Here is a 17,090-nt window from a genome sequence, read left to right as displayed (position 1 = left end):
CATAGCGGGCGACCCTCCAGCAACGAACGGAATGACTCCTGTACCTGCCCGACAAAGCACACGCACCGAAACAAAAAGCCGCCCTTTTGGGCGGCTTTTTCACTGAAATTGCACAAGAAAATCAGTTGAAGCTGGGCACGATCCAGGGGTTGATGTCGATGCCGACCCTGGGCTTGTCGCTGGTCCGGATGCTGTTGGTCGTCAGCGGTCCTCGGTCGTCCTTGACCGAACCGGTTGCGCTGCAGTCGAGCTTGCCCGAGGCCATCTCGCTGCATGCAGCGGGGGTGTGCGGCTTCGTCGTGTGCGTGTCTTTTGCCATTGCAAGGCCACTCGTCGCGAGCACCGCCGCGAGCGCCAGTATAGTCCGTTGCATTGTCCATCTCCGTAGAGTTTTACCGTACTTGTACGGAACGCCTTACAGATACGACCGCACCTCGCGTGCTGCAAGAGGCATTCCGTACGCGTACGGAGTTTTTTGTTGAGGCACTGAAAGCACTGAATGCTGCCCGGCTGGAGCTAGCAATTGCCGGGTTCGTCGGTGAGTGGGTCGGTCTCGCCTGCTGCCAGTCCGGCAAGGGCGAGGTCGCCGATCCGCATCACATAGGCCTTCGGGTCGCCGAACGGATAGAAGGGAAACGTGATCAGCAGCGAGATCGCACCATGGGCCACGGTCCACAGGGAGGTGGCGATGGCGCGCGCGTCGCCCTTCATCTTGCCGGCCGCGATGCAGGCTTCGACCCGTTCCATGATCACCTGGAAGGCCGGGTTTCCACGTTCCATCTCGGCAAAGGTCTTGTCGATCGGCGGCTTCTGCTTCTCGGTCATGAACACGGTCCGGTATTCGTTCGGATTGCCAAGGCCGAACTCGGCATACTCAGCAAGCGCTGCGCGGACCGCTTCGAGTGGATCGCGAGGCCGGTTTTGCCGCATCCTTCGCGCCAGGTCGATGAAGGCATCCTCGGCAAGCGCCATCAGGATCTCTTGCTTGTCGGCAAAGTAGGAATAGACCGACATCGGCGCATAGCCGACCCTGGTGGCGAGTTTGCGGATGGTCAGGCCCTCATAGCCTTCTTCCCGCACCAGCGCGTGAGCGGCTGCCACCAGGTCGGCCCTGAGTTCGGCCTTCTGGAGCTCACGTCGGTTTGCGGCAAAACTGGTCAAGGATACGCCCTGCTGACTTCACGTACTCGAAGCGTGGGACTCTATACGCCGCTCCCGAGGGCAGCAAGTTAACCGCCCATAGCTCATCAGGACTAGGGCCACGATGCGGCTGCAGGGCCAGTGATGCCGGTGTCAGGCGGTTTCGCGCTTCGGCTCGACGAAAGTCAGCGTCAGCCAGCGCGCGGTCAGCGCCGGCTTCTTCTGGTCCTCGATCTCGATGGTCACGTCGTGCGTCGCCTGGATCCAGCCCGACGGACGGATCTTGAGGTCGGCCAGCACGAAGCGGGTGCGGATGCGGGATCCGGTTTTCACGGGTGCCGCGAACTTCAGCGATTCGAAGCCCTGGTTGATGCCCATGTCGCCGCCTTCGACGGGCGGAACGGTCTCGAAGGTCATCGCCGATAGCAGCGACAGCGTCAGGAAGCCGTGCGCGATGGTGCCGCCAAAGGGCGTTTCGCGGGCTGCCCGCTCGGGGTCGCAATGGATGAATTGATGGTCGTCGGTGGCGTCGGCGAACTTGTCGATCATCTCCTGGGTAACGGTGCGCCAGGGCGACACGCCAATCTCCTTGCCCACGGTGGCCTGAAGTTGCTCGAGATTGATCGGTTTCAGGCTCATCGCATCCCGTCCTGCATAAGAAAAAGTCATGCACCGCGCACCAGCGACAGACTGATACAGAAACAGGCCGGCGCTGTCATCGCTTGCGGCGGCAAATCCGTCGCGGATTGGCCAACCAAGTAACCGAAAACTATTCCGCAGGTTCCACGCCGGTATAGGCGGCTTCCTCGAGCTCGCGCTTGAGGCGGCTTTCCTCGGCGACCTTCGGGGTGATGAAGCGGCCGAGCAGCAGATAGGCCACCGGGGTCAGGAACAGCGTCGAGACGGTCGCAAGGCCAAGGCCGCCGACGATCACCCAGCCGAGCGCGATACGGGCCTCGGCTCCGGCGCCCTGCGCCAGCACCAGCGGCAGGCCGCCGAGCACGGTACAGATCATCGTCATCAACACCGGCCGCAGGCGGATGCTCGCCGCATCCTCAATCGCCTGGCGCACGCCCATTCCGCGGTCGCGCAGCTGGTTGGCGAACTCGACGACGAGGATGCCGTTCTTGGCCATGACGCCGACAAGCAGCACCAAGCCAATCTGGCTGTAGGCGTTGAGCGAGGTGCCGGTCAGGATCAGCGCGAAGACGGCGCAGGCCAGCCCCAGTGGCACGGTCGCCATGATGATGATCGCAGAAACGAAGCTCTCGAACTGTGCCGCCAGCACCAAAAGGATGATGACGATGGCAAAGCCGAAGATCGTCAGCATGCTGCCGCTGGTCTCGTTCAGCGTGGCGGCCTCGGCGAGCGGCAGCAGCCGGCTGCCGGCAGGCAGCACGGGGGCTGCGATCTCCTCGACACGCGTCAGCGCGTCGCCGAGCGCGAAATCGTCGGCCAGGCTCGCGGTGATGGCGATCGAGCGCTGCTGCTGTTCGCGCGACAGCGACGGCGCCACGGCGCGTTCGCTGAGCGAGGCGATGGTCGAGACTGGTACGAAGCGTCCGTCGCTTGCCCGGATGAAGATGTTTTCGAGATCGGTCGAATCGTTGATCGGGTTTGTGGTCGAGACCAGCTTCACGTCGTAGCTGCGGTCCTCGATGAAGACGCTGGCGATCTTGCGGCCGTCGAGCATCGCCTGCAGCGCCGGCGACAGCCCGTTGATGTCGATGCCCAGGTCGGAGGCACGGTCGCGGTCGACGGTGACAAAGAGCTGCGGCTGGTTGGCGTCGGTGGAGAGGCGCGGCTGGCGGAAGCGCGGGTCCTTTTCCATCTCGGCCAGCACCTTGGCGGCGGCCACGCCGAGATCGGCATAGCTGTTGCCGACAAGAGCAAATTGCAGGCCGTTGCCGGCGCCGCGGATGCCCAGGCTGTTGGGCTGGCCGACGGTGGTGCGCACGCCCGGCACATCGCGGGTCCGCGCCAGGATGTCGGCGGCGATCTGCTGCTGGGTGCGCTCGCGCTCGCTCCACGGCGCCAGCGACAGCACCATGAAGCCGCTGTTGTTGTTATTGCCCATGCCGGCGCTGACGAAGGTGCTCTCGATCTCACCCGACTTGCGCAGCGGCTCGATCAGCGCCTCGATGCGGCGTAGCTGCGAGGCGGTGTAGTCGAGGCTGACGCCCTGCGGGGCGGAGACACGCAGCATCACCATCGAGCGGTCTTCGGTGGGCGTCAGTTCCTGGCGCACATTGCCGAAGGCTAGGTAGGCGGCACCTGCAAACAGCACCGAAGCCAGGATGACCAGCCACGGTGCGTTGAGGCAGGCGCGCAGGCAGCGCGCGTAGATGGCGGCGAGCTTGGTGCCGAGCTTGCCGAGCGCGCCGCCATGGCTGTGCTCGATGCTCTTTTCGGTCAGCATGCGCGAGGCCAGCATCGGGCACAGCGACAGGGCCACTACCGACGACAGCAGCACCGCGATCGCCAGCACGAAGCCGAATTCGCGGAACAGGCCGCCGGTCTGACCGGGCAGGAACGAGATCGGGATGAACACGGCGGCGAGGGTGGCCGTCGTCGCCACAACGGCGAAGAACACTTCCTGCGTGCCGAGCACGGCTGCGGCGCGCGGGCCCATGCCCTCGTTGCGGCGGCGGACGATGTTTTCGAGCACGACGATGGCGTCGTCGACGACAAGGCCGGTCGCCAGCACCAGCGCCAGCAGCGTCAGGATGTTGACCGAGAAGCCGGCGAGATAGATGCCGGCGATAGTGCCGATCATCGCCACCGGCATGGCGAAGCCGGGGATCAGCGTCGCGCGCCAGTCCTGCAGGAAGACGTAGATGACCAGGAGCACGATGGTCACCGCAAGGATCAGCGCGATCTCGACTTCTTCGATGGCGCCCTTGACGAAGGTGGCGTCGTCGGAGGTGACGCGGATGGTCATGCCTTCGGGCAGAGTGGCCTGGATCTTTTCCGCTGCGGCGCGCACGCCCTGGGAGATGTCGAGCGTGCTCGACTGCGCCTGGCGCACGATGCCGATGCCGATGCCGGTCTTGCCGTCGGAGCGCAGCGAGGTCGAGCCGGGATCGCCGCCGAGCGTCACCGTCGCGACGTCGCCGAGCTTGGTCTTGCCGTTGATGATGATGCTTTCGAAGGCTTCGGGCGTGGTCACCGCAGCGCTTGCGCGCACGATGATGTCCTGGTTGCCGACGGTCAGCGAACCCGCTGGTGCGTCGAAGGAAACGCTCGCCAGCGCGTTGGAGATGTCGGCCAGCGTCAGGCCGAGGCTTGCCACTCTGGCCTGGTCGATGTCGACGCGGAACACCTTGGCTCGGTCGCCATAGGTCTGCACGTCGGCAACGCCGTCGACGGCGGCCAGCGCGTCGACGATCTGGTCCTCGACCAGGATCGTCATGTCCTCGACCGGCATGGTGTCGGAGGTCACCGCAAGCCGCATCACCGCGTCGGCATTTGCGTCGGCCTTGACGATGCGCGGCGCATCCGCGTCGTCGGGCAGCGTATTGGTCACCCGCCCGACAGCGTCGCGCATGTCGGAGGCGGCGACGTTGAGGTCGACGCCGTCGTTGAATTCAACGGTGACGCGGCTGTTGCCGTAGGACGAGCTCGACGAGATCGACTTGACGCCGGTGACGCGCGCCACCGCGCCTTCGACCACCGCCGTCACCTCGCGGTCGACGATTTCGGCTGCGGCATCGGAGTAGGAGGTCGAGACGGTGATGACCGGGCGGTCGACGTCGGGCAGTTCGCGCACCTCGACGCCGTAGAAGGCGGCAAGGCCGGCCACCACGATCAGCGTGTTGATGACGAAGGCCAAAACCGGCCGGCGCACGAACAGCGCGGTGATGCCTTTCTCGGCGTTCTCATTGTGGACGGTGCTCATCGGCCGCGCTCCGCTCAGGAGCCGCTGCGCGTGGCAGCTTCGCTGCCGGCGATGAGAAGTTCGGCGCCCTCGCGGACGGTGTGGATGCCTTCGGTGACGACCTGGTCGCCCGGCACCAGCGCTGCCTCGACCAGCACGCTGTCGGTGTTGCGCTGGATGATGCGAACCGGCACGCGCTTGGCCTTGCCGCCGGCCAGCGCCCAGACGAAGGCGCCGTCGCCGCCCCACTGGATCGCCAGCGGATCGACGGAGGGGAAGGTGTCGCCGGGAAACTGCATGACGACCTGGAACGACATGCCGGCCCGCAGCAGGTCGCCGTCATTGTCGAGACGGGCCTGGATGCGCAGCGTCCGGCTCTGCTCTTCGAGCCTGTTGTCCACGGCGCTGACCACGCCGTTGAAGACCTGGCCCGGGCGCGCGACCGAATTGGCGGTCAGCGGCGCGCCGACCGCGATCAGCCCGGTGAAGCGCTCAGGCACCCAGAAGTCGACGATGATGCGCGAGCGGTCGTCGATGGTGGCGATCGTCGTCTGGCTGGTGACGTAGTTGCCGGCCTCGACCGGCAGGATTCCGACAATGCCGGCGATGGGAGCGGTGATGGTGCGGCGGTCGAGTGCAAGGGCCGCGTCGCGTACAGCGAGGCGGGCGTTCTCGACGGCGAGTTCCGCCTCCTTGAGCTGGACGGTCGTCGCGGTGTTGGTGGCGCGCAATGCCTTGATGCGCTCCAGCGAGGCCTCGGCGTCGCCCTGTGCGATGCGGGCGCGCTCGAGCGCGATTTCTTCGGAATCGGCATCGAGCCTGGCCACGACCCCGCCGGCCTCGATCTTCTCGCCGGCCTCGACCGCGATCTCGGTCAGGCGGCCGGAGGCGTAAGGATTGATCACCACGGAGTTCAGCGCGCGGCCGGTGCCGATCGCCGACAGCCGGTCGTTGATGGTGCCTGTGGTTACCGGCTGTGTGACGACGGGAGTCTGCGCCTGCCCGCCACGGCCGCCGCCCTGGCGGCCATTGCCGCCGCTCGCCTGCTCGGCCTTTTCCGTCGCGGCCCGCGCCCAGTCGATGCCCCAGCTGGCCAGCACGTCGCGCGAACCCGGGACGAACAACACCCAGCCGGCGGCTGCGGCGAGCACAATGACGGTTGCCAAGACAATCTGCTTCCAGGCGGCCATGCGTACTCCGGTCTGCTGCGTTTCGTTCCGCTTTGGGAACACGTGGCGTTTCGATCGTTGCGCTCGGCGCAGCCTTCGCTGCGCGGCGCATACAAAATCGCACTTCGGCGTCAGCCTGTTCAGCCGCGTATTATAGCCTAGTTCGATAGCGGAGACTTATGGCAATTCTCCAACTGCCGCACATTAAATCTGCGTAATCTTTGCAGGATTGGCGCTCGGCCTCAGCGCAGATCCTCGATCGCGCGGATGCGCTTGGCACCCTCGGTTTCGAGCTTTCGCGTCAGGGCGCCGATCAGTGTCTCGGCGGCGACGAACAGGGCCGCAGACGAGTCCCAGGCCGAAGGCACGGCGGTGCGCCCGGCGACGACATGGCGGGCAAAGCGCGCGATTGGCGACAGCCACTGGTCGGTGAACAGGATGATGGTCGTGCCCCTGTTGTGCGCCTTCTCGGCCAGGCGGATCAGGCTGTCCTGATAGCGGCGGATGTCGAAGATCAGCAGCGTGTCGCGCTTGCCCATGTCGATCAGCCGGTCGCGCCACAGGCTTTCCTGGCCGACGAGATGGCTGACGTTGGGCCGGATCAGGTTGAGGTGGGCGGCCATGTAGCGCGCCAAGGGATCGGTGAAGCGACCGCCGACCAGGTAGACATGCGCCTTCGGATTGGCGAGCTGGGCGACGATATCGGTCAGTTGCCGATCCGAAATATGCCGGAAGGTCTCGCGGATGTTTTCGAGCACGGCTTCGAGGATCGGTGCGGTCGAGGCGGGCAGGGGCGACTGCGTCGCCGTCGTGCGCGATGCCGGCGACTGCAGCTGCGCTGCCAGCTCGTCCTGCAGCGCCGACTGGAACTCGGGGTAGTTCTGGAAGCCGAGCCGGGCGACGAACCGCAGGATCGTCGGCGACGAGACGCCCGCCTGCTGGGAAAACTCCGCCACCGTCTTGAGCCCGATCAGCGGGTAGGAGGCGATCAGGGTCTGCGCCGCGCGGCGCTCGCCGGCGGGCATGGTGTCGATCCTTTCAGTGATCAGTTCGGCAACGCTCGAAACCATTCGTCTCCCCGTCTCGGTCCTGCAACGCTCGCCCTGTTCTGGCACAGCGCTCAGTCCGGTGCATGCCTTCAAATGGCATTTGACAAACTCTCATGATGTGTATGAAATCATCCATACGGGCGCAATGAACAAAAATACGTAACATACGATACGCCCTGGGGATGAAAGAATGGGAACAGCGAAGGTAGCCGCGCGCGCCATTTCGAATGCTGTCCGGGTGACAAACCGGGACGGGCGCAGCCCTTACGTCATCCTTTGCGACCACGCCTCCAACCATTTGCCCGCGAGCGTCGGCCCGCTCGGCCTCGATGCATCGGAAATGCTGCGCCACATCGCCTGGGATCCGGGCGCGCTGCCGGTGTCGCAGCGCATGGCCGAGGGCCTCGACGCGACTTTGGTCGAGTCCTGCGTTTCGCGCCTCGCCATCGACTGCAACCGCCCGATCGGCGCCCACGACCTGATCCCCGAGATCAGCGAGACCACCGTCATCCCCGGCAACGCAGGGCTTTCGGCCACTCAGCGCGAGGCACGAATCGCGCTATCATGGCAGCCGTTCCACGAGGCGATCGACGAGATCGTTTCGGAGCGGCGCCGCGAAGGGCGGGAGACGAGACTGGTGTCTGTCCATTCCTTCACTCCGGTCTACAAGGGCGTTTCGCGCCCCTGGCACATTGGCATCATCCATGACGAGGACGCCCGGCTCGCCGCGCCGCTGGTAGCGGCGCTGCAGCAACTCGCCGGCGTCACCGTCGGCGTCAACGAGCCGTACTCGCCGACCGACCGCGTCTACTTCACGCTGGAACACCACGGCAGGTCGCGCGGCCTGGCGTGCGCGATGATCGAAATCCGCAACGACGAAATTTCGGCGCAGGCCGGGCAGCGGAAATGGGCGGATCTGCTCACGGGCATCTTTGCCGAACTCGAACCCGAAGCGGGCGAAGCTGCCCCATTCGGGTCGGGCAGCGGTCGCGCAGCGCAGACAAAGGCATAACAACAAGGGGACATTCAAAATGACATCGCCTGGTTATTCCGATCACGACAAGAGCGAGGACGTCAAAGTCCTGCACAGCATGGGCTATGCCCAGGAACTCGAACGGAGAATGAGCCAGTTCTCCAATTTCGCCGTTTCCTTCTCCATCATCTGCATCCTGTCCGGCGGCATCAACTCGCTGGCGCAGGCCACCTCCGGCGCCGGCGGCGCGGCGATCGGCATCGGCTGGCCGCTGGGCTGCTTCGTGTCGCTGGTCTTCGCGGTCGCCATGGCCCAGATCAGCTCGGCCTATCCGACGGCCGGCGGCCTCTATCACTGGGGTTCGATCCTCGGCAACCGCTTCACCGGCTGGCTGACCGCCTGGTTCAACCTGCTCGGCCTCGTCACCGTGCTCGGCGCCATCAATGTCGGCACCTACTACTTCTTCATGGGCGCCTTCGGCACGACCTATCTCGGGCTCGAAGACACCACCACCACGCGCATCATCTTCCTGGCCATCATCACCGGCCTGCAGGCGCTGGTGAACCACATGGGCATCGGCCTCACGGCCAGGCTGACCGACTTCTCCGGCTACCTGATCTTCGCAACCGCGATTGCCCTGGCACTGGTCTGCCTGGCAGCCGCCGACAGCTACGAGATCTCCAGGCTGTTTACCTTCGCCAACTATTCGGGCGAAGCGGGTGGCAATGTCTGGCCTGCCAACTCGTCGATGTGGGTGTTTATGCTCGGCCTGCTGCTGCCGATCTACACCATCACCGGCTACGACGCCTCGGCGCACACTTCTGAGGAAACGCTGAAGGCCGCACATTCGGTGCCGCGCGCCATGGTCGGCTCAGTGCTGTGGTCGGCATTGTTCGGCTACATCATGCTGTGCTCGTTCGTGCTGATGCTGCCGAGCATGGACGAAGCCGCCAAGCAGGGCTGGAACGTGTTCTTCTGGGGCATGGAACAGCAGGTCAATCCGGTGGTGAAGGACATCCTGTACCTTGCCATCTTCGTCGCCCAGTGGCTTTGCGGCCTGGCGACAGTGACGTCGGTGTCGCGCATGATCTTCGCCTTCTCGCGTGACGGCGGCCTGCCGGGCTCGAAGGCACTGGCCAAGGTCAGCCCGACCTACCGCACCCCTGTCGCGGCGATCTGGACCGGCTCGATCCTGGCCGTCCTGTTCGTCTGGGGCTCGTCGCTGGTCTCCATCGGCGAGACGCCGGTCTACACCATCGTCGTCGCCTGCACCGTCATCTTCCTGTTCTTCTCCTTCACCATTCCGATCGCGCTTGGCCTGATGGCCTGGGGCACTTCGAAGTGGGACAAGATGGGTCCGTGGGATCTCGGCGAAGGCACCTTCAAGCTGTTTGCGGTGCTGTCGATCATCGCCATGGTGCTGATCTTCGTGCTCGGCATCCAGCCGCCGAACGACTGGGCGCTCTACATCACCGTCGGCTTCCTGGTCGTCACCGGCATCGTCTGGTTCGTGTTCGAGCGCGGCCGCTTCCAGGGCCCGCCGATCGGCGACGAGGTGGCCAAGCGTGCCGCCGAGATCGCTGCGGCCGAGCGCGCCGTGGGCGAAACCGGACACTGACAGTCCTCGACATGGCCGTGGCCGGCCAAGCGCCGGCCACGTCTCGTTTCACCATCTCGATCATCCCGAAAACCTGAAGCGGCATCGCCCGGAGCGGAACAAAAATGGCTGGAAATCTTACTTTCGATCAGTTGAAGAAGGCTGTTGCCTCGGGCGAGATCGACACGGTCCTCGCCTGTGCCGTCGACATGCAGGGCCGTCTGGTCGGCAAGCGCTTCCTGGCCAAGTACTTCGTCGAATCCGCCTATGACGAGACGCATGGCTGCAACTACCTGCTGGCCAACGACATCGATATGGAGCCGGTGCCCGGCTACAAGGCGGCAAGCTGGTCGAAAGGCTATGGCGACTTCGTCATGAAGCCCGACCTCAACACCATCCGCAACGTGCCCTGGCTCGAAAAGACGGCGCTGCTGCTCTGCGACCTGCAGGATCATCACACACATGAGGACCTGCCGCATTCGCCGCGCGGCATCCTGCGCAAGCAGGTCAAGCGGCTGCAGGAGCGCGGCTATCTCGCCTACTTCGCATCCGAACTCGAATTCTACCTGTTCTCCGAAACCTATGATTCCGCCCGCGCCAAGCACTGGCAGAACCTCGACACCGCATCGCCCTATATCGGCGACTACCTGATCGGCATCACCACCAAGGAAGAGGGCGTCATGCGCCGGCTTCGCAACGAGATGGAAGCCGCCGGCATTCCGATCGAGAATTCCAAGGGCGAGTGGGGTCCGGGCCAGGAAGAGATCAACGTCCGCTACGCCGAAGTGCTGGAGATGGCTGACCGGCACGTCATCCTGAAGAACGGCGCCAAGGAGATCGCTGCTAGCGAAGGCAAGTCGATCAGCTTCATGTCCAAGTACAATTACGGCCTCGCCGGCAATTCCAGCCACATCCACAATTCGCTGTGGAGCGCCGACGGCAAGACGCCGCTGTTCTTCGACAAGGGTGCGGAGTGGACGCTGTCCAAGCTCGGCCAGCAGTGGGCCGCAGGCCAGCTCAAATACGCCAAGGAGTTCACCTGGTTCCTGGCGCCCTACATCAACTCCTACAAGCGCTTCCAGGCCGGCACGTTCGCGCCGACCAAAATCATGTGGAGCGAGGACAACCGCACCGCCGGCTTCCGCCTGTGCGGCGAGGGCACCAAGGGCATCCGCATGGAGTGCCGCATCGGCGGCGCCGACCTGAACCCGTATCTCGCCTTTGCCGCTCTGATTGCCGCCGGCCTCGCCGGCATCGACGAGAAGCTCGAGCTGCAGAAGCCGTTTGTCGGCGATGCCTATCAGGCGGCCAGCCTGCCCGAAATTCCGAAGACCCTGCGCGATGCCACCGAGACCCTGGCATCGTCGAAGATGCTGATCGAGGCGCTGGGGGAGGACGTCGTCGAGCACTACGTCCACACCGCGCGCTGGGAGCAGTTCGAATACGACCGCCGCATCACCGACTGGGAATTGCACCGCGGTTTCGAGCGGTACTAAAGTCATCACCACCCACTGACACCCTCCGGCCGATGGCCAGAGGGACTTGAATACTGGAAGGACCAAAAAATGACCGAAACGGTCAAGCTCAAATCCCCCATCGACGGTTCGATCTATGTCGAGCGCCCGTTTGCCGAGGACAAGGCGGTCGGCGCCGCCGTCGAGCGCGCTCGCGCCGCCCAGGTCGCCTGGGCCCAGACCTCGATCGCCGAACGCGGCAAGTACATGCTCGCCATGCTCGAAAACCTCGTGGCGATGAGCGACGAGATCGTGCCCGAGATTGCCTGGCAGATGGGCCGGCCGACCCGCTATGGCGGCGAGTTCGGCGGCGTCAAGGAACGCACCAACTACATGGTTGAGATCGCCGAACAGGCGCTTCGGCCGGTGCCCGCTTCCAATCCCAAGGATGGCTTCCGCCGTTATGTCCGCAAGGACCCGCTCGGCGTCGTCATGGTGATTGCGCCGTGGAATTATCCGTACCTCACCGCCGTCAACACCATCGTGCCGGCGCTGATGGCCGGCTCCACCGTCATCCTCAAGCACGCCGCCCAGACGCTGCTCGTCGGCGAGCGCTTCCAGCAGGCCTTCGACAAGGCCGGCCTGCCGAAGGGCGTGTTCCAGAACATCGTGCTCAACCACGCCCAGACCGAGAAGCTGCTCGCCTCGGGCAAGATCGACCACGTCAACTTCACCGGCTCGGTGGCCGGCGGCCGCGCCATCGAAAAGGCCGCGGCAGGCACCTTCATGACGCTCGGCCTTGAACTCGGCGGCAAGGACCCGGCCTATGTGCTGCCCGACGCCAAGCTCGACCATGCCGTCGCCAACCTCGTCGAGGGCGCGTTCTTCAATTCGGGCCAGTGCTGCTGCGGCATCGAGCGCGTCTACGTCCATGAGAAGGTCTACGACCAGTTCGTCGAGGGTTTCATCGCCGAGACCAGGAGCTACGTGCTCGGCAATCCGCTGGAGCAGGCGACGACCATGGGGCCGATGGCGCAGGCGCGCTTCGCCGACTTCATCCGCGAGCAGAAGGCGGAAGCCCTGCGCAAGGGTGCCGTCGCCCACATGAACACCAAAGACGCCCAGGACAAGGCCGGCTCGCCCTACCTGCCGGCCGAGGTGCTGACCAATGTCGACCATCAGATGTCGGTCATGCGCGAGGAAAGCTTCGGCCCCATCGTCGGCATCATGAAGGTGCGCAACGACGAAGAGGCGATCGCGCTGATGAACGATAGCCCCTATGGCCTGACCGCCTCGATCTGGACCGCCGACACCGAGCACGCCATCGCCATCGGCGACCGCGTCGAGACAGGCACCGTGTTCATGAACCGCTGCGACTATCTCGATCCGGCACTCGTGTGGACCGGCGTCAAGGACACCGGCAAGGGCGCTGCTCTGTCACAGATCGGCTACGACAACCTGACCCGGCCGAAGTCGTATCACCTGCGCGAAACCATCTGATTTCCCAAAAGCTCATCTGATTTTCTGAAAGCGAAGACATGTCCAAACTCGTTTCCAAGTGGAACTACCCGACCACCGTGCGTTTCGGTGCCGGCCGCATTTCCGAACTGCCCGACGCGCTTGCAGCCACCGGCATCAAGAAGCCGCTGTTCGTCACCGATCCGGGCCTCGCCAAGCTTCCGGTCGTAGCCAGCACGCTGAAGATCCTCGATGACGCCAAGGTGCCGTACGGCGTCTTCTCCGACGTCAAGCCGAACCCGGTCGAATCGAACCTCACCGCCGGCATCGCCGTGTTCAAGAAGGGCAAGCATGACGGCGTGATCGCCTTCGGCGGCGGCTCGGCGCTCGACCTCGGCAAGCTGATCGCCTTCCAGGCAGGGCAGACGCTTCCGGTGTGGGATTTCGAGGATGTCGGTGACTGGTGGACGCGCGCCAATTCCGACGCCATCGCCCCGATCATCGCCGTGCCCACCACCGCCGGCACCGGCTCGGAAGTCGGCCGCGCCGGCGTCATCACCAATGAAGAGACCCACACCAAAAAGGTCATCTTCCATCCCAAGCTCCTGCCGGCCATCGTCATCGCCGATCCAGAGCTTTCGGTCGGCATGCCGTCCTTCATCACCGCCGGCACCGGCATGGACGCGCTTGCCCACTGCCTCGAGGCCTATTGCGCGCCGGGCTACCATCCGATGGCCGACGGCATCGCCGTCGAGGGCATCCGCCTGGTGTTCGAGAACCTGCCCAAGGCATTCGCCAACGGCAAGGACCTGACCGCCCGCGCCCACATGATGAGCGCCGCCGCTATGGGGGCAGCCGCCTTCCAGAAGGGCCTCGGCGCGATCCACTCGCTGTCGCACCCGATCGGCGCGCTCTACGACACCCACCACGGCATGACCAATGCCGTGTTCATGCCCTACGTGCTCGCCTTCAACCGCGACGCCATCGAGGAGCGCATCGCGCGCCTGTCCGCCTATTGCGGCATCAAGGGCGGCTTCGACGGTTTCGCCAAGGCGGTGATCAAGCTGCGCAAGGAACTCAAGGTGCCGCATGCGCTGCCTGGCCTGATCAAGGGGCTCGACATGGACAAGAAGCGCAAGGGCCTGATCGCCGACATGGCCGTGGTCGATCCGACCGCTGGCGGCAACCCGGTCAAGCTCACCAAGAAGGCCGCGCTCGGCTTGCTTGAAAACGCCATCGAAGGGACGGTTTGAGACTAGTGCAGGGAGGTATTCCTGATTTCTATAGTCGGCAAAATAGAGGGAGGGGCTTGGGAAGGCATGCGGAATTTAATTAGCCGGTAAACAACGGCGACGATTGCGACAACCGATTAAAAGTAGTTAACTTTTTTCCACTGCGGGCGGTGGCTTCATGGAACTTTCATGTGACTGTCACATGAAGCCATTACCGCATCGCAGGCGTCTCATGGCGTCAGTTCAACGGAGAGAACACATGTTCAAGTTTGCAGGGAAAGTGCTTTCCCTAAGCGCGGCGTCGCTGATGGTGACGACGGCAATCGTGTCGGCCCAGGATATGGCCGCGCTCGAAGCCGCCGCGAAGGCGGAGGGCCAGCTGACCACGATTGCGCTGCCACATGACTGGTGCGGTTACGGCGCCGTCATCGATGGTTTCAAGAAGAAGTATCCCGAGATCACCGTCAACGAGCTGAACCCCGACGCGGGCTCCAGCGACGAGATCGAGGCGATCAAGGCGAACAAGGACAACAAGGGCCCGCAGGCGCCTGACGTCATCGACGTCGGCCTCTCCTACGGCCCGCAGGCCAAGGCCGACGGCCTGATCCAGCCCTACAAGGTCGCGACCTGGGACTCGATCCCCGACACCGCCAAGGACGCTGACGGCTTCTGGTACGGCGACTATTACGGCGTGCTGTCGTTTGAAGTGAACAAGGACCTCGTCAAGAACGCACCGGCCGACTGGGCCGACCTGCTCAAGGACGAATACAAGAACTCGGTCGCGCTTGCCGGCGATCCGCGTGCGTCCAACCAGGCGATCCAGGGCGTGTACGCCGCCGGCCTGGGCTCGGGTGCCACCGACGCCGCTTCGGCCGCCGAGAAGGGTCTCGCCTTCTTCAAGGAGCTGAACGCCAAGGGCAACTTCGTGCCGGTCATCGGCAAGTCGGCGACACTGGCCCAGGGCCAGACCCCGATCCTGATCACCTGGGACTACAACGCCCTTGCTGGTCGCGACACCCTCAACGGCAACCCGCCGGTTGAGGTCGTCGTTCCGAAGTCGGGCGTCGTCGCCGGCGTCTACGTCCAGGCGATCAGCGCCTATGCACCGCATCCGAACGCTGCCAAGCTATGGATGGAGTATCTCTATTCCGACGAAGGTCAGCTCGGCTGGCTGAAGGGCTACTGCCACCCGATCCGCTTCAACGATCTCGCCAAGAACGGCAAGATCCCGCAGGAGATGCTCGACAAGCTGCCGCCGGCCGCTGCCTATGAACAGGCCGTGTTCCCGACGCTCGACGATCAGGCCAAGGGCAAGGAAGCGATCACCAAGCAGTGGGATGCCGTGGTCGGCGCCAACGTTCAGTAATTGAGCAATTGCCATCGCGGGCGGCTTTGCGGCCGCCCGCATTTTCTCTCGATACGGCGGCCCGATGACCCAAGCCAGCATATCCACCACGGCTGATGCCGCGCGCTCCGCGCCGCCGGAGGCGAAGAGCGGCTTCCGCCTGCCGACCCATTGGCTCGGTGTCGCGCCGTTCTTCATCTTCGCCCTGATGTTCCTGATCCTGCCGACGCTCTATCTCGTCGTCGGCGCCTTCCAGAACGACCAGGGCCAATACACGCTCGACAACATCCGCCAGCTTTTCACCGACCAGTCGATCCGCGACTCCTACTGGGTGTCGATCAAGATCAGCTTCTGGTCGGCCACCATCGGCGCCTTCGTCGGCCTCGCCATGGCGATTGCCATCGTGCGCGGCGGCCTGCCCAGGTGGGTGCGCTCGTCGACCATGACGTTTTCCGGCGTCGCCTCCAATTTCGCCGGCGTGCCGCTGGCCTTCGCCTTCCTCGCGACGCTCGGCCGCCTCGGCCTCGTCACCGTCATCCTGCGCGACGTGTTCGGCATCAACATCTACGCGATGGGCTTCAACGTGCTCACGTCGTGGGGCCTGATCATCGTCTATCTGTTCTTCCAGATCCCGCTGATGATCGTCATCATCACGCCGGCGATCGACGGCCTCAAGCGCGAGTGGGGCGAGGCGGCAGCCACGCTCGGCGCCACCACCTGGCAATACTGGCGCATGGTCGTCATTCCGGTGCTGTGGCCGAGCTTCCTCGGCACCGTCATCCTTTTGTTCGCCAACGCCTTCGGGGCGATTGCCACGGCCTATGCCTTCACCGGTTCGTCGCTCAACATCGTGCCGATCAAGCTCTATGCGCAGATCCGCGGCGACGTGCTGCACAACCCGCACCTCGGCTATGCGCTGGCTTTCGGCATGATTGTCGTCACCGGCCTCGCCAACATCTTCTACATCTGGTTTCGCACCCGCAGCGAGAGGTGGCTCAAATGAAGACCGGTCGCTTCTGGGCCTGGCTCGTCTTTGCCATCGGCACCGCCTATTTCTTCATTCCGCTGATCGCCACTTTCGAGTTCTCGCTGCGCATGCGGCGCGGCGTCTATTCCTTCGACGCCTATCGCGTCGTGCTCGGCGACAGCCGCTTCCAGGAGACCTTCGCCTATTCGGTGACGGTGGCCGTGTTCACCATCCTGCTCGGCGTCCTGCTCGTGGTGCCGACAGCCTACTGGATCCGGCTGCGCATGCCGCATCTCAGGCCGGTCGTCGAGTTCATCACGCTGCTGCCGCTGGTCATCCCCGCGATCGTCATCGTCTTCGGCTATATCAGGATGTACGGCTCCAACTCGCCGCTGCCGTTCCTCGGCACGGCGCGCGGCACCGATGCGCTGCTGGTCATCGGCTACGCCACGCTGGCGCTGCCCTACATGTACCGCGCCGTCGACACCGGCCTGCGCACCATCGACGTGCGCACGCTGACCGAGGCGGCCCAGATCCTCGGCGCCGGGTGGACGACGATCATCGCCCGCGTCATCCTGCCCAACGTGCTGATCGCGGTTCTGTCGGGCGCCTTCCTGACCTTCGCCATCGTCATCGGCGAGTTCACGCTGGCAAGCCTGCTCAACCGCCCGGCCTTCGGTCCGTACCTGCAGAACATCGGCGCCAACCGCGCCTATGAGCCGGCGGCCCTTGCGGTCATCGCCTTCGCCATCACCTGGGGCTGCATGTCGGTGATCCAGATCCTCGCCCGTTTCGCGCCGAAGTCGGCAAATCGCCCGAACTGAACAAG

Annotated in this window: 14 protein-coding genes; 8 read left to right on the top strand and 6 right to left on the bottom strand. The window is 64.3% G+C overall.

Annotated features, from left to right (window positions below):
* Positions 1-121: 121 nt before the first annotated feature.
* The 6 genes from WHT83_RS23390 to WHT83_RS23365 all read right to left on the bottom strand — a co-directional run bounded on the left by WHT83_RS23390 (position 122) and on the right by WHT83_RS23365 (position 7,256).
* A complete protein-coding gene (locus WHT83_RS23390; protein WP_183264199.1) occupies positions 122-373 on the bottom strand; it encodes a DUF680 domain-containing protein in 252 nt (83 codons plus the stop codon).
* Positions 374-516: 143 nt separating this feature from the next.
* Entirely contained in the window at positions 517-1,161 is a 645-nt protein-coding gene (locus tag WHT83_RS23385; protein ID WP_108607038.1) for a TetR/AcrR family transcriptional regulator, read from the bottom strand.
* 132 nt (positions 1,162-1,293) lie between these two features.
* Positions 1,294-1,779 carry a MaoC family dehydratase gene (locus WHT83_RS23380; RefSeq protein WP_275543118.1) on the bottom strand — a complete coding sequence of 162 codons (486 nt, stop codon included), beginning with the start codon at positions 1,777-1,779 and terminating at the stop codon, positions 1,294-1,296.
* 130 nt (positions 1,780-1,909) lie between these two features.
* Entirely contained in the window at positions 1,910-5,038 is a 3,129-nt protein-coding gene (locus tag WHT83_RS23375) for an efflux RND transporter permease subunit (protein WP_406872519.1), read from the bottom strand.
* Positions 5,039-5,052: 14 nt separating this feature from the next.
* Positions 5,053-6,207 (bottom strand): efflux RND transporter periplasmic adaptor subunit, encoded by a 1,155-nt coding sequence (locus tag WHT83_RS23370; protein WP_318763799.1) that lies wholly within the window; start codon positions 6,205-6,207, stop codon positions 5,053-5,055.
* A gap of 221 nt (positions 6,208-6,428) precedes the next feature.
* Positions 6,429-7,256 carry a MurR/RpiR family transcriptional regulator gene (locus WHT83_RS23365; RefSeq protein ID WP_108607041.1) on the bottom strand — a complete coding sequence of 276 codons (828 nt, stop codon included), beginning with the start codon at positions 7,254-7,256 and terminating at the stop codon, positions 6,429-6,431.
* Positions 7,257-7,425: 169 nt separating this feature from the next.
* Between WHT83_RS23365 and WHT83_RS23360 the strand changes: the two genes are divergently transcribed.
* From WHT83_RS23360 to WHT83_RS23325, 8 genes are all read left to right on the top strand, one after another.
* On the top strand, positions 7,426-8,247 hold the full coding sequence (locus tag WHT83_RS23360) for an N-formylglutamate amidohydrolase (RefSeq protein ID WP_406872518.1): 822 nt from the start codon (positions 7,426-7,428) through the stop codon (positions 8,245-8,247).
* 19 nt (positions 8,248-8,266) lie between these two features.
* A complete protein-coding gene (locus WHT83_RS23355; protein ID WP_108607043.1) occupies positions 8,267-9,826 on the top strand; it encodes an amino acid permease in 1,560 nt (519 codons plus the stop codon).
* Positions 9,827-9,930: 104 nt separating this feature from the next.
* Entirely contained in the window at positions 9,931-11,301 is a 1,371-nt protein-coding gene (locus WHT83_RS23350) for a glutamine synthetase family protein (protein WP_183264203.1), read from the top strand.
* Between the two features lie 15 nt (positions 11,302-11,316).
* Positions 11,317-12,759 carry an aldehyde dehydrogenase family protein gene (locus WHT83_RS23345; protein ID WP_406874047.1) on the top strand — a complete coding sequence of 481 codons (1,443 nt, stop codon included), beginning with the start codon at positions 11,317-11,319 and terminating at the stop codon, positions 12,757-12,759.
* Between the two features lie 38 nt (positions 12,760-12,797).
* Complete coding sequence (locus WHT83_RS23340) at positions 12,798-13,970, top strand: iron-containing alcohol dehydrogenase (RefSeq protein ID WP_318763802.1); 1,173 nt, start codon at positions 12,798-12,800, stop codon at positions 13,968-13,970.
* 238 nt (positions 13,971-14,208) lie between these two features.
* Positions 14,209-15,315: an ABC transporter substrate-binding protein gene (locus tag WHT83_RS23335; RefSeq protein WP_108607047.1), complete on the top strand. Its 1,107-nt coding sequence runs from the start codon at positions 14,209-14,211 to the stop codon at positions 15,313-15,315.
* Between the two features lie 187 nt (positions 15,316-15,502).
* Positions 15,503-16,297, top strand: a complete 795-nt coding sequence (locus WHT83_RS23330) for an ABC transporter permease (protein ID WP_404801274.1) — start codon at positions 15,503-15,505, stop codon at positions 16,295-16,297.
* A complete protein-coding gene (locus WHT83_RS23325) occupies positions 16,294-17,085 on the top strand; it encodes an ABC transporter permease (protein ID WP_108607049.1) in 792 nt (263 codons plus the stop codon). Before WHT83_RS23330 ends, WHT83_RS23325 begins: the two co-directional genes overlap by 4 nt.
* Positions 17,086-17,090: the final 5 nt, after the last annotated feature.

It is taken from the genome of Aminobacter sp. P9b, assembly GCF_045345995.1.
Taxonomy (GTDB): Bacteria; Pseudomonadota; Alphaproteobacteria; order Rhizobiales; family Rhizobiaceae; genus Aminobacter; species Aminobacter niigataensis.
This window is presented reverse-complemented; position numbering and strand designations above follow the sequence as displayed.

Excerpts from the sequence above, each read along its gene's own strand:
- WHT83_RS23390 (WP_183264199.1), bottom strand. The coding sequence starts at position 373 with ATGCAACGGACTATACTGGCGCTCGCGGCGGTGCTCGCGACGAGTGGC.
- WHT83_RS23380 (WP_275543118.1), bottom strand. The coding sequence starts at position 1,779 with ATGAGCCTGAAACCGATCAATCTCGAGCAACTTCAGGCCACCGTGGGC.
- WHT83_RS23375 (WP_406872519.1), bottom strand. The coding sequence starts at position 5,038 with ATGAGCACCGTCCACAATGAGAACGCCGAGAAAGGCATCACCGCGCTG.
- WHT83_RS23370 (WP_318763799.1), bottom strand. The coding sequence starts at position 6,207 with ATGGCCGCCTGGAAGCAGATTGTCTTGGCAACCGTCATTGTGCTCGCC.
- WHT83_RS23365 (WP_108607041.1), bottom strand. The coding sequence starts at position 7,256 with ATGGTTTCGAGCGTTGCCGAACTGATCACTGAAAGGATCGACACCATG.
- WHT83_RS23360 (WP_406872518.1), top strand. The coding sequence starts at position 7,426 with ATGGGAACAGCGAAGGTAGCCGCGCGCGCCATTTCGAATGCTGTCCGG.
- WHT83_RS23355 (WP_108607043.1), top strand. The coding sequence starts at position 8,267 with ATGACATCGCCTGGTTATTCCGATCACGACAAGAGCGAGGACGTCAAA.
- WHT83_RS23350 (WP_183264203.1), top strand. The coding sequence starts at position 9,931 with ATGGCTGGAAATCTTACTTTCGATCAGTTGAAGAAGGCTGTTGCCTCG.
- WHT83_RS23340 (WP_318763802.1), top strand. The coding sequence starts at position 12,798 with ATGTCCAAACTCGTTTCCAAGTGGAACTACCCGACCACCGTGCGTTTC.
- WHT83_RS23335 (WP_108607047.1), top strand. The coding sequence starts at position 14,209 with ATGTTCAAGTTTGCAGGGAAAGTGCTTTCCCTAAGCGCGGCGTCGCTG.
- WHT83_RS23330 (WP_404801274.1), top strand. The coding sequence starts at position 15,503 with ATGTTCCTGATCCTGCCGACGCTCTATCTCGTCGTCGGCGCCTTCCAG.
- WHT83_RS23325 (WP_108607049.1), top strand. The coding sequence starts at position 16,294 with ATGAAGACCGGTCGCTTCTGGGCCTGGCTCGTCTTTGCCATCGGCACC.